Consider the following 12,535-nt stretch of genomic DNA (forward strand, 5'->3'; position numbering starts at 1 on the left):
TGATAGCTCCGGGCACCGGCCCGACCTGGTGGCCGGCCAAGCGCCCGCAACGGTCAGCGCTGGATCACGGGGCGGTCGACGTCGCGGTGGACCAGGGCGACGGGCAGGCCCGCGTCGGCGAGCTCGGTGGCGATCGCGTCGGCCATGGCCACCGAGCGATGCCGGCCGCCGACACACCCGACCGCGACGGTCACCGGTCCGCCGGCGGTGGTGGTCAGTTCGGCGGCGAGCTGGGCGGTGCGGCGGACGACGGCTGCCACGCCGGGGTGGCCAGGACGTGGGATCGCACGACCTCCTGCAGGCCGGTCAGCTCGCGCATCGCCGGGTCGGCGTGGGGGTTGCGGAAGCGGCGGCGGGCGTCGACGACGATGTCGGCCTCTGGCGGGGCGGCGTGGCCGTAGCCGAATGAGGTGATCTCTATGGCCGTGGTCGGCTTGGGCATCGGGTCCTCCTTCAGGTGACGGTTTGAGGGCAGGCCGGCGGTCAGCGGACCGGGGCGTACAGGCCGCGCCCGGGCTGGACGGCGGCACCGCTGTCGACCAGGGCGCTGAGCTTGTTGCGGACGGTGCCGCCGCTGACCTGCTTGCCGCCGTCGCTGTTGACGGCGGCCAGGACTTCGTCGGCGCTCATCGGGGCATCAGCGGCGGCCAGGACCGCCCGGACGCGGTCTTCCACGAGCACCTTGCGCGGGCGGTCGGCGGACTCCTCCGGGCCGTCGTCGACGGCGCCGCCGGCGTGCTGGCCGCCGCCGCCGTGGCCGGGCTTTTGCTGGTAGATCTCCCGGAACTGGTCGCACAGCGCTTGGAACGCGACGGGGTCATGGCGGAGGTGGTAGGCAATGAGGCCGATGTTTTCGCCGTCGGCCTCGGCGGAGAGCTCCTCCAAGCGGGCAGGCTCGCCCGGCCCGTACAGGGCGAGGATCTCGGGGTCCTTGCCCGCCAGCGGGGCGATGGAGCCGACCCGCAGGTGCCGCATCATCGCGGTCGGGCGCGGCCCGGACAGCAGGTAGCCCATGCCTTGCGTGCCCGGCGCGTCGTCGTCATCGTCGGCGGCCGGGTCGAACTGGCTGCGCAGCTCGCGCGGCGCGAGCGTCTTGGGGATGGGCATGAGCTGTTCCCCGGCGGGCAGCAGGCCGTCGGCGACCAGCTGGCGCATCATGCTCCCGCTCCAGCGCAGCAAGGTCACTTCGCCCTCTTTGAGCATCGCTCTCAACGTGTCGCTGCCACCCAACTCCTCCAGGTGGGCGGCCTGTGCCGACAGCCGGACGCCGACGCCGACGGAGCGGCCGGTGCGGCCCAACTCCTTGATCAGGTGGGTCATCAGGTCCCGATACGGCGCGCCCCGCTCCAGCGCCCGGTTGGCCTCATCGAGGGTGACGTTCAGCAGCGGGTCCACGCCGAGCACGAAGGCGCTGCGGCCGGCGGCGGCGTAGCGGCGCATCCGGTCCTGAGCGACGGCCACCGCCGCCATCGTCATCAAGACCGCGCCTTCTTGGGTGCGGACGGGCCAGTCGACATGCTCTTCGGCCTCGGGTACGGACTGGCCGAACTTCAGGTCCGCCAGCCACGACACGAACCCGTTGATCTTCTCGGCGGCCAGCTCCAGGTGGACCACGCGGCTCTTGCCGGCGCCGGTCGTGCCGAACACCAGGTGACGTTGCGCGCTGCCGGTCGACGGGTCGAACAGCCGCTTCTTGACCGGGCGGCCGTTGTGGTAGACGCCGATGACGATGCGGCCGTGCCGGTCCATCACCAGGTCCTCGCGGGTGACGGCCCGTACCTGCGCCAGCGGGTTGGACGGGTAGACCGTGATCATCGCCCTGCGCAGGCCGTCGGTCTCAACGGCGATGCGGGTCGGGTCGTTGATGTTCAGCGCCGAGCACAGCGCGGCCAGGTCGTAGCGGATGACCTGGCCCTGCGGCACCTCCGCCGTGAACTCGTACACCTGGCCGGGGTCAGGCGTGGTCATGACGGCGCTCATGCGTCCTCCTCAGTACTGGTCGTCGTGCTGGCCGTCGTCGTGATGGTGTGGCCGGCGCCGCCGGGGCGTCCGGCCCGGACGCTGGTCAGCACGGCGCCGGGCATGGCGGCCGGGGCGATGCGCTTGTCCCAGACCGTCGCCAGGTCTTCGCTCTCCTCCGGGTTGCCGATGGTCAGCAGGCGTACGCCCGCGCCCCGGCCGGGAACCGGGCCGATGGTGATCAGGTCTTCGGGGATGTCCATGGCGGCCGACAGGTTCCGGATGGAGATGTCCGGGACGGGGCGGCCGGGCGTGGTGGCGCGGATGACGGCCCGCATGGACTTGGGGCCGGTCCGGTGGATGTCGTCCAGCACGGTGCCGGGGGCCGCGCCGTCCTTCACCGCGACGGTGCGGGCCCACCACTGCGCTATCGGGTGGTCGCTGACCTCCGCCTCCTCCAGCGTGGCCAGTTCGGCGGCCGGGGCCGGGGGCGGCGGGGCCAGCATGCGCCGGCCGACGTAGGCCGGGCGCATCACCCACGTCCCGGCCGTCCACACGGTCAGCCCCAGGGCCTCGACCGGGTGAATGCCCGGGACCATCTGCTCAGCCAGCAGGAGGGCCGCCAGGCTGGTCCCGGGCGCCAGGTAGAGCACCGACGCCACCGCCCGTTGCTGGCCGTCGGGCTTCCACAGCCGCAGCGTCCCCAGGCCGATCAGGGTCAGCGCGGCGTCGGCCAGCAGGGACGCGCCGGTCCACTGGCCGGTGAACAGGCCGGCGGCGGCCGCGGCCGCGCCGACGAGGGTGGCCATGCGCCCGGTCGCGCTGCGCACGGCCTCAAGGCGGCGGCGCGCTCGCACCAGCGCGGGCCAGAGCGGCAGCTCCATGTCCACGGGCGCCAGGTCGGGCGCTTTCGCAGGCCGGGGCATGATCTCTCCTTCGGTCCAGATGGTCAGCGGTTGCTGTAGAACTCGGCGTCGGCCATCGGGACCGGCATCGAGTTGGCCGCCTCGGCGACCGGCCCGTAGTCGGCCTGGTGGGCGGCGGAGGTCTCCTCGAACATGACCGACAGGTCCTGCGTGGCCTCCGCCATCGCTTCGGCATCGGCCAGCACGCCGCGCATGACGGCGGCGGCCTGGTGGTGCTCGCCGACGGTGTCCGCGTCGACCGTCAGCCGCGCCAACTGCTCGGCGAGCCGGTCGGTCGAGGCCGCGCACCCCTCGACGTACCGATACGTCGAGCGGACCTGCTCACCCAGCCAGCGCAGCCGGATCCCGGCCGCCGTGAGCTGGATCAGGAGGATGCCGTACCGGACGACCGTCGTGATGACACCGCCGCTGGCCGCGACGACCTCGCCGGTCCTGGTGTTGCCGCTGTTCAGCTCGTGCATGAGGTCTCCTACTCCTGGTGGTATTCGCGCTCGGCGGGGCGGATGTGGCCCGCGTCGCGGACGGCGTCGGCCAGGCCCTTGTGGCGGGCGGCGGCGTTGGTCCCGGCGATGGCGATGGCCTCGCTGGCGGCGGGCAGGTTCGCGGCGATGGCCTCCGCCTTGGCCTTGACCGTGCCGGTCTTCTCTATGAGCCGCAGCAGCATGCCCTCCAGCACGCCCGGCACCTTCAGTTCGACGATCGAGGCGTGCAGGTCTTCCAGCTTGGTCATCAGCCGCTCACAGCCGTGAGCGGTGGCTTGGGCTTCGTACACGCCCTCCGTGATCTCCTCCGCCGCGTCGGCGTCGGCTTCGATCACGTCGTAGATGGTCAGGTCGGCGTCGCGGTACTGCGTCCCGGTCGCCGTGGTGGCGCGGGGCGCGGGAACGAGTGGGTTCATCTGGGCTCCGTTCGTCGGGGTCGGGACTGTGGGCGCTGACGCGGCCGGGGTCGCGGCGGGGCTGTCGTCGCTCGCCGGCGCCGGGCCCGCGGGGCGACGAAACTCCGGGGCGTCAGCGGCCGGGGGCACGGGCAGGGCCAGCCGCGTGGCGCCGGCAACGGCCGGGGTCGACGGGGCCGGGTCGGGCTCGTACTTGCGCCGTACCGGCTGGTCGACGCGCTCGGTGGTGACCCGGGTCGACCGGTCGGCACCGGGCGGCGGACGCATCCACCCGAACCCGGGAGGCGGGGGCGGCGGCGTCGACCGCCCCCAGGACGCCCGGCCGTCCGTCGCGCCCGGCGAGCTGGCCGCCGTCGCCTTGTGGCGGGTCCGCCAGCGCATCAGCCACGCCGGGGTGCTCTTCCACCGCAGCCACCGGGGCCGCCGGATTCGGCGCTTGCCCTTGCCGCCCGTGGAGCCTCGCGTGCCTGTGCCCGGCCTGGTGCGCTTCCAGCGCTTGCGGCCGGGGGAAAGGGCCTTGTCCCCGCCGGGGCCGGGACGGTTCTTGCGGGGGGCCTTCCAGGAGTTGGTCGCTGTCTTGTGCCGGTTGCGCCAGCGCTTCAGCCATGCCGGGGTGCTCTTCCACCTCAGCCAGGACCGGCGCTTGCCGCGGCGCTTCCGGCGCTTGGGGGCGCGCGTGCCGCCCGTGGCGCCCGGCTTGGTGCGCTTCCAGCGTTTCCGGCCGGGCGGCAGTGCCCTGTCGCCCTCAGGGCCGGGGCCGCTCTTCTTGCCAGCCTTCCACTTCAGCGGAGCGGGCCGCTTCTTCGGGGCCGGGTCCGTGCCGGGTGCCCGGCGCTTGCCGTCCTTGGTGGCCTTGAGTGCCTTGTCGCCAGGCTTGCGCAGCTTGCGGTTCTTGACGCAGGGCCCGGCCGCGTCGAGCCCGCCCTTGATGGCGCCGCGCTTGCGGCGCTTGCGCGCGCCGTGGTCGTCCCCTGACGACTTGCCGTCGCGGGTCGACTTGGGCGCCTTGTGCGAGCCGCCGTGCGGGCCGTGGGAGCCCCCCTTACCGCCCGCCCCGGGCGGGCGGCCCCCGGGACTGCGGTGCGTGTCCTTGGGACCCTTCCGGCCACGCCCCTGGCCGCCAGGGTGGCTGCCGCCGTGGCGCCTGCGGTGCGCGGGCTCCTGGCGGGAGCCCGTCAGGAGCCCGCCGCCGCCCTTCGAGCCGCCCCGGCCGCCGCCAGCGCTCCCGCTGCCGTGGGCGGCCACCTTGCCCGCCGCCTTGTCGGCCTGAGCGCGGACCATGTCCGCCCGCGCTTGGCGCTGCCGGGCACGGTGCCACATGCCTTGCGCGGCGGCCACGCCCATGGCGGTCAGGATCGCCATGCAGATCTGGAGTGTCTCCCGGCCGGTCGGGTTGGTCGGGTCCTCCGGCGACGGCGGGGCGAAGGCGCCCCTATCATCGCCCAGGTCGTCGGCAGAGTCGCCGGCGGGGAGCGGCGGGGGCGGCGGCATCATCAGCGCCACCGGGACGCTCATCGGCTTGACGTCCGGCATACGCGGCATGGCGTCGTCGGCCGGGGCCTCCTCCTGGCGACCCGTGGGGGCGTCTGCGGCGGGGGTTGAGGGCCGGGGCACGGGAGGCAGTGGCGGCGGCGGCACGGCCCCGTCCCGGCGCGGCGGGAAGTGGAAGACGTTGTCGTCAGCCATGGCGAGCACTCCTCTCAAGTGTTGACGGACAGTGACCGGGCGGCGTATCCTCGCGCGCTCGCGCGCGCGGGCGCTCGTGCGCTCGCATAGGAGGCGGCGGAGACCGCACTCGCGGTGAAGATGAAGATGAAGATGAAGATCGCGGGTGTTACTCGCTGTAGCGCTGGCAGAAGTGCATGAGCGTTGCCGCCAGCTCGTTCCAGGCGTTCGCGTCGCCTCTCGCGGCACCGTCTCGGGCCGTCTTGCGGGCCTGGTCCCACCACAGCTCGGCGAGTCCCTGAGGTCCGCGCTCCGCCGCGTGCGCCTGGCGGGTCTCGGCGTGCCTGCGCTGGTTGTACGCGCGCTTCTCCGCGCTGTTCATCGGCCGGGTCGTCACTTCGCCTCCTCAGCGGATCGGGGATCAGGGTCAGGGCCGCCGCCCCGGCGGGGCGGCTGCGATCAGGTAGCCAGCCCGCGTCATGCGGACCGGTGGACCATGTCCATGAAGCTCCCGCCATCCTCGGCCGGGGCCGGGGTCGTGCGGGGCTTCGGGTACGGCTGGCCGTCGCTCAGCCGGCCGGGGGCCTGGCCACGGCTGAGCGCGGCGGCCTCCTGCTTGGCCTGAGCGGCGGCCTGGCGCTTCTCCGGAATGACGTGTCTGTTCTTCCGGTACCGGGCTTCCAGCCGGAACGTCAGCTTGGCCGCCTTCTCCAGGTGCTCCTGGATCTCCGCGAACGGCTTGGTCACCTTGCCGTGCCGCCACCAGGCCTCGAAGGTGCTGTACTCAGGCGGCGGGTTCTCCGCCCACATGGCCTCGGCGTCGCGCCGAATGTGGGCCACGTAGTCGGCGTGAGCCGCCAGGGCCCGCCGGAGCTGGGCGGCGAACGCCTCGACCATCTCCGGCCGATCCAACATGTCCCCGGACCACTCCGGGCCGGTCGAGTTGCTCATCAGAATCCTTTCGGACAGGTCACGGCCCGGTCGGGCCGTGAGAACCAGGGCGGTTAGCAGCTGGTCGTCTCGACAGACGGCCAGCTGCAGCCACGACAGGGGCCCTTCTCATCGCTCGCCCCGGTCGCGGCGGGGCAGTTCGGCGCGGACGGCCTCGACCATCGCGATGAGCTTGTAGGCGGCCACGCAGGTGAGGCCCACCGCGGCCATGGCCAGCCACGGGTTGGTGGTGACGGCCAGGAATACCGCCCACCCGACCACGCCGAGCAGGGCCGCCACCTGCAGCAACGGCGTCACCGGCACAGCAGCCACGCGCGGTGAGAAGGTGGCCACGCGTATGGCGCCCGGACAGTCCGGCTCGACGTACCACAGCTGGCCGTTCACGCTGGCCGCGTCGACGCCGGTGATGCCGACCATCCGGCGCGCCCTGCGCTTGGCCTTCGCGATCGCCGCACGCTCGCTGTGCGCGGGGAAGCCCTCCCGTGCCAGCACGCGCCCGTCGACCGGGTTGATCAGTTCCACGCGATAGCCCATCACGCGCCTCCGCCCTGCTCAGCGGCCCAGTCGAGCCAGCAGCACACGGTGCGGCTGGTCGGCTCGGCGCGCATCTCGTAGGTGGCGGCCAGCTTCTTGACGATGGTCAGGCCGCGCCCGCCCTCGCCCTCCTGCCGGACCGCCGGGGCCAGCGCGGGGCCCATGTCGATGCAGGTGACCCCCACCGAGTGGGCGGGCGGGTTCACCTCGAGCTGCAGCGCGTACCGGCCGCCCGGCTCGCCGCTGGCCGAATGCAGGATGGCGTTGGTGACCAGCTCGGACACCACCAGGAGCACGTCATCCACGCGGCCGCACCCTGCGGGCAGCACCTCGCGCACCCAGGCGCGGGCCTGGCAGATGGAGGCCCGCGTGCCATCGAACGAGCGGGCGCACGCGGTGGGCATCGTGATCGTGGTCGCCACCTACGCCACCCCCGCCCGGTGCATCGACGGGACAGCCGACTGCGCCAGCAGTACCACTGGCCGGGCACCGGCCGCCGGCAGCTGGCCGTGCTCAGCGAGGTGTTCGCGCACGTAAACGAGCGGGTCGACCTCGCCCAGCTCGGCGGCCGCCACGCTCGCCCGCGCGGTGGCCAGCAGCTCGCTGTAGGCGGCCGCCAGCATGACCAGCTCTTCACGCGTCAGAGCGCACCGGGGCGCCAGAATCGCCGCGGTCATGACGCACCGTCCATGACGGTGTGGAAGCTGGCCAGCAGAAACTCCTGCACCACGCCGACGCCCAGCAACAGCTCGGCGTCCCCGGGCACCGCCAGCCGGATGTTCCTGCTACTCCACCGGACGATCCGGCGCGCCTGGTGGACCTGATGGGCCAGCTCGTCACGGCTGACGCGCCAGCTGACCAGGGTGCCGGCGCTGTCGGGCACGGTCAGGACCACCATGTCGCGGTCCTTGGGGTCGGCCGCCAGCGTGCCCGGCCGGGTGCGTCCCCAACAGCCGTCGGCCTCGCGGAAGGTGACCTCGACCTGGTGGCCCAGCAGCGCGGCCAGCTCCCGATCCCAGTCCACCCGCTCGCGCTCACGCCCGAGCTGGACCACGTCGAACGTGGCGTCGACGAACTTCGACACCACCGCGCGGGAGGCGTAGAAGGTCAGCGGCACGCCGTTCTCCGGCATCAGCACGACGACCAGCCAGCCCTCCGCCTCGTGCGGGCCCACCTGCACATCGCCGTCACCCGTGGCCGTCTGGAGCCCGTCGATCAGCAGCGCCCGGGCAAACTGCCAGGCCACGACCTGCCCACCGTCACCGTTCGCCTGCGGGAAGACCAGCTCGACGGCGTACGGGTCACGGGCGTCGTAGGCCAGCACCGCGTGCACCGGGTCCTGGCCCTGCCCGCGGTGGCGGCCGCGCCGGGCCTGCGACTGCTCGTGCTGGTCGGCCCACCACAGCGTCAGCGCTTGCGTCACCGAGGTTGCGCGCTTCATGCCGCACCCCCAGCCTGCGCCGCGAGCGCCTTCTTGACCTTGGTGGCGGTGTCGGACCCGCACCCCAGCGCGTCGCGGAACTTGTGCACGCCAGCGTCGGCCGACAGCTTCCCGGCGGCGATCAGGGCGCGTGCCCGGTCGGTCAGCGCGTCGATGTCGACCCTCGGGCGGGGCGGCGGAGCGCTGTACTGACGGCTGGCGTTAGCCCTGTACTGAAGGCCAGTACGCCCATCAGTACGGCCTGGACCGGGGGTCTCCGGCATCGGCAGCACCTGCAGCACGGACCACAGCGCCGGCAGCACCCACACGGCGGTCACCGCGGCGATCGGGCCCAGGCTGTGCACGACCAGGGTCAGCAGGTTGAACCCGTTGATGAAGGCCGGCCAGCAGTTCAGCAGGAGCGTCAGCCCCAGCAGCAGAGCCTCGGCGCGGAACATCTTGCGGCCCGGGCCGTTCTTGTCCTTGCGGTCGACGACCTGCCCGCGCATAGCGCTGTAGGCCTGCACCGCCACGGCGGCCAGCAACGGCAGCGACAGGGCAGGCTCCACGCCGAACGCCGCCCACCACGCGAACGTGTGCTGCTTCAGCTTCAGCGCCGTGGCCACCGAGGCCTGCACGCCGATGCTGGACACCGCCAGGCCGATGACCGCGGCCGCCATCACCATCACGGTGACCGTGCGGCGCACCTTGGCGTCACGGTAGGCCAGCGCCACCGGGTCCTGGGCGAGCTCGTGCAGCCGGGCGGCCTCGTAGGCGGCCAGGCGCCGCTTGCGCACCTTCTTGGTGTCGATCAGCAGCGGCGCCTCGTCGGCCTGCAGGCGCGCCAGCAGGTGCGCCTCGGCGACCTGCCTGCGCAGTTGCCTGACGAGCCGGGTCTCGCCGCTCTCGAAGGACTCGACAAGAACGATCTTGTCCTCGACGATGTCGCCGGCCTCGTCGGCCTGGTCGACGTCGTCGGCATCTTCCGCCTGGTCGGCCTCGTCAGCCGCGGCGTCCAGGTCGGCAGGCTGGTCGTCGTCCAGCCGGTCCTCCGGCAGGGGCGGTGCCTGGTCGAACATTAGACGGCGCTCGATCTCGGTGAGAACGCGGTCGATGTCGTCGTCGAACGGCTCGCGGTCGGGAGTAGGAGTCGCAACGCTCACCGGTCACACCTCCCTCGCACCAGCTCGGAGGCAGTGACCTTCGCCGCGACCTCACGCAGCATGGCCACCACCTGGCCCTGCGTACGGCCGAACTCGGTCTCCCACTGCGACAGCGGCCCGCCGAGGTGCGCCACGATGGCCTCCCGCGCTTGAACGCACAGCACGTGGGCGGCATACGGCGCCTCAGGCGAGATCGCGACCCGACCGACGGCGTCCATCACGCCCACACAAGGGGCCCAGCCCTCGCTTTCCAGCAGGTCGGCGGCACGGGCCAGGGCATCGCTGAGCCAGTTCGTCGGCGCGGCGGCCGCGATCAGCCTCTTCCTCACATCCGCGACGCTGGGGAGAGCCCGCTGCGCTCGCCAGCGGCGCACCGGCCACCGCAGCCAGGACCACCAGCGGCTCCGGCGGCGGCCGACCAGCAGCTCGACCTCGCTGGCCACAGCCGCCAGGCCGTCCTCGACCTCATCGCGGACGGCCTCGACCTGGTCGGTCAGGCCGTCCACGCTGCCGGCGATCTCCTCCAACGGCTTCAGCGCGGCGGTCAGCTCGCGCACCCCGGAGGCGATGTCGGCGATGTCCTCGCCCATGGCGGCCGCCTGCTGCAGGCCGGCCCGCAGCTCGGCGAGCTCGCCGACGACGGCCAGCAGCGCGGTCGCGGCCTGCGCCGCATACATCGCCGTCGCCGCATCATGCTTGTGCAGGCTCGGGTGGCCGTCGGCGTACGAGGTGTAGAAGTGGTGCTCATCGGCCGCGTAAGCCAGCAGGGCATGGGCCTGCTCAGCGGGCGAATGAGTCTGTACGGGGGAGGTGGTGGTCATTGGGTCGTCGCCCCCGGGATGGTTAAGCGGTGTAATCTTGTGGGGCATCGGGTCTTGGTCCTTTCTGCAGGTAGGGACCCGTGTCGCGGCCCCTGGTGTGAGCGCACCGGGGCCGCCCTCTTCATGAGCGGTTGTCGCCCTGACGGGGCGATCGGACGGTGACTTCTGCCAGCGCTGGGCTCGCCTGCAGGCGCAATGCCGCGTACCGCCCCAGCTGTGCTCCGGAGGTCATGACCGCTCCACGGTGGCGATCAGGGGGAACACGATCCGGTTCATCTCGGCCACCAGCACCTTGATGTAGGCGCGGGCCACCGCCGCCAGCTCGGTTGGCAGCTCGGTCGGCAGCGGCGGCAGCGGCTGCGCGGGCAGCGGGAACGCCAGCGTGGCGCTGGCCATCAGGAATCGTTCGCCGCGGCTGAGCTCCTCGCCGCTGGGGTCCAGGTAGCGCACGGTGTCGGGACCGACGTTTGGTTCGGTGGGCCAGTCCCGCCACCACTCGCCAGCCCGCCACTCGCGGGAGCAGGCCAGCGCCTGTGGCCAGGGCGTGACCAGTGTGGTGATGCCGACCAGCGAGCCGTCCCAGTCGTTGACCTCGGTCCGGGCCGACAGCAGCCGCGGGTGGAAGCGGATGTATCCGGGCGCCATGATGGGGCCGGTGGCCACCCGCCACGCCATGGCCGCGAACTGGGCCGTCCGCGACTCCTCCCACTCCCACGCCTCGCGGAAGTCGTCGGCGCGGGCGCGCACGTAGTGCCCGAAGCGGGAGACTCCGTCGCTGGCCATCTCGCGGTCGTGGTCGACGTCGATCCAGAACGCCTCGGCCCGGCTGGCCATCATGCCGCCCCATTGGCCACGGCATTGACGTCGGCGGAAGCGTCCTGAACGACGATCTCCCAAAGGTCGTCGAACGGCACGCCGTTGAACGCCTGAAGCAGCGCACCGATGAACCGCGCGCTGGGGGCATGCCGACCGTTGAGAACCTTGTTCATGGTGCCCTGATGGAACCCCATCCGGTCAGCAAGCTGCTGTTCCGTGGTGACTCCCGCGATCGTGCGGTACTTGTCCAACTGCTCCCGACGCAGCCGCAGGATGACGTTCACAGTGCTCCTCCTCGCTGTACATGCGACTATGTCTATGCGCTTAAGATAATGCGTATGCGCATAAGCGTCAAGCGATCCTGCGGGTAAGTCCATGAGTGCGCGCTTGATGCTTCAGCGCATACAGTTACCTCGTGAGCTGGTGGGAATATGTGCAGAGGGTTAGCGGTGGGATGCCGCAGGCCGCCATCGGTGAACGGATGAACATGAGCCAGTCCGCGGTTGGACGGTGGAAGTCGTCGTCGCCGAAGCCTGAGACCGTCGCTGCCTTCGCCCGCGCCTTCGGCCGTCCTGTCCTGGAAGCGTTCGTCGCCGCCGGTTTTCTCACCGAAGAGGAGGCACGGCTAACGAAGGTGCCAGCCGATCTGGTGGATGTGGACAGCGATCTTCTGCTTTCGGAGATCAGGCGACGTCTTATGCGATGACGCTGCAAGCTCATGCGTTAAGTGAACTGCTCGCCAGCGGATGTTAGCCAGGCAAGACCCATGCAGATCCCAGGCATTCGTGATGCACTGAACATGCAGACTCCATTGCTCTGGAGCGGATCGTGGAAGTCGACGTCTGGACAGGCCATACGGCCAAAGCCTTGCGAAACACGCTGCACATGACCCAGGAAGCCTTCGCTGACCATCTTCAGGTCGCGGTACGCACCGTGCGGGAGTGGGAAAAGGCGGCCCGGCTGGACAAGCCGCTCTCGCGCCACGCGCATGTGGTCCTTGGTGAGGCGTTGCGCAAGGCGTCGGCCTCAGCTATGCGCCGCTTTGTCATCTTGGCGGAGCAAAAAGCGACCCACGTGAATCGCGCCGCCATCTACGACGACCCACGAGAGGTGCTTATGGCGGCGGCTCACGAGTCGGCTGAGGACGCGGCATCGAAAGGCGTGTCATGTGGATCTGAGAGCATCGCGGACCTCCACGACCGTACTGTCGTAGTGGCGCGGGCGTACTCGTCGAGGCCTGTCCGTGGCCATGTAAAAGTCCCCGCAGGTGGCCAGTTCGAGGTCACCACTGGCGGCCGGTTTAGGTCCCCACTTCTCCTTCGTGCTGTTCGCGTGTCGCGAGGAGGGGTGTGCCCTGAGCGGTGATCGTGACGGTGTCAGCC

At 71.6% G+C, this 12,535-nt stretch carries 18 protein-coding genes; 2 read left to right on the top strand and 16 right to left on the bottom strand.

Features of this window, described 5'->3' with window-relative positions; translation table 11 throughout:
• Positions 1–53: 53 nt before the first annotated feature.
• The 16 genes from EDD27_RS57650 to EDD27_RS07275 form a co-directional block, all read right to left on the bottom strand.
• A complete protein-coding gene (locus EDD27_RS57650; RefSeq protein WP_164903523.1) occupies positions 54–260 on the bottom strand; it encodes a RapZ C-terminal domain-containing protein in 207 nt (68 codons plus the stop codon).
• Complete coding sequence (locus tag EDD27_RS57655; protein WP_164903524.1) at positions 215–442, bottom strand: RapZ C-terminal domain-containing protein; 228 nt, start codon at positions 440–442, stop codon at positions 215–217. Before EDD27_RS57655 ends, EDD27_RS57650 begins: the two co-directional genes overlap by 46 nt.
• Before the next feature lie 41 nt (positions 443–483).
• Positions 484–1,980 carry a hypothetical protein gene (locus EDD27_RS07210; protein WP_206641300.1) on the bottom strand — a complete coding sequence of 499 codons (1,497 nt, stop codon included), beginning with the start codon at positions 1,978–1,980 and terminating at the stop codon, positions 484–486.
• Complete coding sequence (locus tag EDD27_RS07215; RefSeq protein WP_127931661.1) at positions 1,977–2,885, bottom strand: hypothetical protein; 909 nt, start codon at positions 2,883–2,885, stop codon at positions 1,977–1,979. The genes EDD27_RS07210 and EDD27_RS07215 overlap by 4 nt, the downstream gene beginning before the upstream one ends.
• Positions 2,886–2,908: 23 nt before the next feature.
• Positions 2,909–3,346 (bottom strand): hypothetical protein, encoded by a 438-nt coding sequence (locus EDD27_RS07220; RefSeq protein WP_127931662.1) that lies wholly within the window; start codon positions 3,344–3,346, stop codon positions 2,909–2,911.
• A gap of 8 nt (positions 3,347–3,354) precedes the next feature.
• Positions 3,355–5,469 carry a hypothetical protein gene (locus EDD27_RS07225; protein ID WP_127931663.1) on the bottom strand — a complete coding sequence of 705 codons (2,115 nt, stop codon included), beginning with the start codon at positions 5,467–5,469 and terminating at the stop codon, positions 3,355–3,357.
• Positions 5,470–5,617: 148 nt separating this feature from the next.
• Positions 5,618–5,845 carry a hypothetical protein gene (locus EDD27_RS07230; RefSeq protein ID WP_206641301.1) on the bottom strand — a complete coding sequence of 76 codons (228 nt, stop codon included), beginning with the start codon at positions 5,843–5,845 and terminating at the stop codon, positions 5,618–5,620.
• An 80-nt stretch (positions 5,846–5,925) separates the two neighbouring features.
• Entirely contained in the window at positions 5,926–6,399 is a 474-nt protein-coding gene (locus EDD27_RS07235; protein WP_127931664.1) for a hypothetical protein, read from the bottom strand.
• A 108-nt stretch (positions 6,400–6,507) separates the two neighbouring features.
• Positions 6,508–6,933 (bottom strand): hypothetical protein, encoded by a 426-nt coding sequence (locus tag EDD27_RS07240; RefSeq protein ID WP_127931665.1) that lies wholly within the window; start codon positions 6,931–6,933, stop codon positions 6,508–6,510.
• The gene (locus EDD27_RS07245) at positions 6,933–7,355 is read right to left on the bottom strand and encodes an ATP-binding protein (RefSeq protein WP_127931666.1); all 423 of its coding nucleotides are present in this window, start codon (positions 7,353–7,355) and stop codon (positions 6,933–6,935) included. The genes EDD27_RS07240 and EDD27_RS07245 overlap by 1 nt, the downstream gene beginning before the upstream one ends.
• Positions 7,356–7,610, bottom strand: coding sequence for a hypothetical protein (locus tag EDD27_RS07250; protein ID WP_127931667.1), 255 nt, complete (start codon positions 7,608–7,610; stop codon positions 7,356–7,358).
• Positions 7,607–8,374, bottom strand: coding sequence for an SsgA family sporulation/cell division regulator (locus tag EDD27_RS07255; RefSeq protein WP_127931668.1), 768 nt, complete (start codon positions 8,372–8,374; stop codon positions 7,607–7,609). Before EDD27_RS07255 ends, EDD27_RS07250 begins: the two co-directional genes overlap by 4 nt.
• A complete protein-coding gene (locus EDD27_RS07260) occupies positions 8,371–9,516 on the bottom strand; it encodes a hypothetical protein (RefSeq protein ID WP_127931669.1) in 1,146 nt (381 codons plus the stop codon). Before EDD27_RS07260 ends, EDD27_RS07255 begins: the two co-directional genes overlap by 4 nt.
• Entirely contained in the window at positions 9,513–10,337 is an 825-nt protein-coding gene (locus EDD27_RS07265) for a hypothetical protein (protein ID WP_127931670.1), read from the bottom strand. The genes EDD27_RS07260 and EDD27_RS07265 overlap by 4 nt, the downstream gene beginning before the upstream one ends.
• Positions 10,338–10,565: 228 nt before the next feature.
• Entirely contained in the window at positions 10,566–11,174 is a 609-nt protein-coding gene (locus EDD27_RS07270) for a hypothetical protein (RefSeq protein WP_127931671.1), read from the bottom strand.
• Positions 11,171–11,437: a helix-turn-helix domain-containing protein gene (locus EDD27_RS07275; RefSeq protein ID WP_164903525.1), complete on the bottom strand. Its 267-nt coding sequence runs from the start codon at positions 11,435–11,437 to the stop codon at positions 11,171–11,173. Before EDD27_RS07275 ends, EDD27_RS07270 begins: the two co-directional genes overlap by 4 nt.
• Positions 11,438–11,568: 131 nt before the next feature.
• Here EDD27_RS07275 and EDD27_RS07280 point away from each other — a divergent pair, with 131 nt between their 5' ends.
• Both EDD27_RS07280 and EDD27_RS07285 read left to right on the top strand, forming a co-directional pair.
• Positions 11,569–11,859: a helix-turn-helix domain-containing protein gene (locus EDD27_RS07280; protein WP_127931673.1), complete on the top strand. Its 291-nt coding sequence runs from the start codon at positions 11,569–11,571 to the stop codon at positions 11,857–11,859.
• Positions 11,860–11,981: 122 nt separating this feature from the next.
• Positions 11,982–12,518: a helix-turn-helix domain-containing protein gene (locus EDD27_RS07285; RefSeq protein ID WP_127931674.1), complete on the top strand. Its 537-nt coding sequence runs from the start codon at positions 11,982–11,984 to the stop codon at positions 12,516–12,518.
• Positions 12,519–12,535 lie beyond the last annotated feature (17 nt).

The organism is Nonomuraea polychroma (assembly GCF_004011505.1).
GTDB classification, from domain to species: domain Bacteria; phylum Actinomycetota; class Actinomycetes; order Streptosporangiales; family Streptosporangiaceae; genus Nonomuraea; species Nonomuraea polychroma.

Coding starts and splice junctions, on each gene's coding strand:
- EDD27_RS57655 (WP_164903524.1), bottom strand. CDS start 442: ATGCCCAAGCCGACCACGGCCATAGAGATCACCTCATTCGGCTACGGC.
- EDD27_RS07210 (WP_206641300.1), bottom strand. CDS start 1,980: ATGAGCGCCGTCATGACCACGCCTGACCCCGGCCAGGTGTACGAGTTC.
- EDD27_RS07215 (WP_127931661.1), bottom strand. CDS start 2,885: ATGCCCCGGCCTGCGAAAGCGCCCGACCTGGCGCCCGTGGACATGGAG.
- EDD27_RS07220 (WP_127931662.1), bottom strand. CDS start 3,346: ATGCACGAGCTGAACAGCGGCAACACCAGGACCGGCGAGGTCGTCGCG.
- EDD27_RS07225 (WP_127931663.1), bottom strand. CDS start 5,469: ATGGCTGACGACAACGTCTTCCACTTCCCGCCGCGCCGGGACGGGGCC.
- EDD27_RS07235 (WP_127931664.1), bottom strand. CDS start 6,399: ATGAGCAACTCGACCGGCCCGGAGTGGTCCGGGGACATGTTGGATCGG.
- EDD27_RS07240 (WP_127931665.1), bottom strand. CDS start 6,933: ATGGGCTATCGCGTGGAACTGATCAACCCGGTCGACGGGCGCGTGCTG.
- EDD27_RS07250 (WP_127931667.1), bottom strand. CDS start 7,610: ATGACCGCGGCGATTCTGGCGCCCCGGTGCGCTCTGACGCGTGAAGAG.
- EDD27_RS07255 (WP_127931668.1), bottom strand. CDS start 8,374: ATGAAGCGCGCAACCTCGGTGACGCAAGCGCTGACGCTGTGGTGGGCC.
- EDD27_RS07265 (WP_127931670.1), bottom strand. CDS start 10,337: ATGACCACCACCTCCCCCGTACAGACTCATTCGCCCGCTGAGCAGGCC.
- EDD27_RS07270 (WP_127931671.1), bottom strand. CDS start 11,174: ATGATGGCCAGCCGGGCCGAGGCGTTCTGGATCGACGTCGACCACGAC.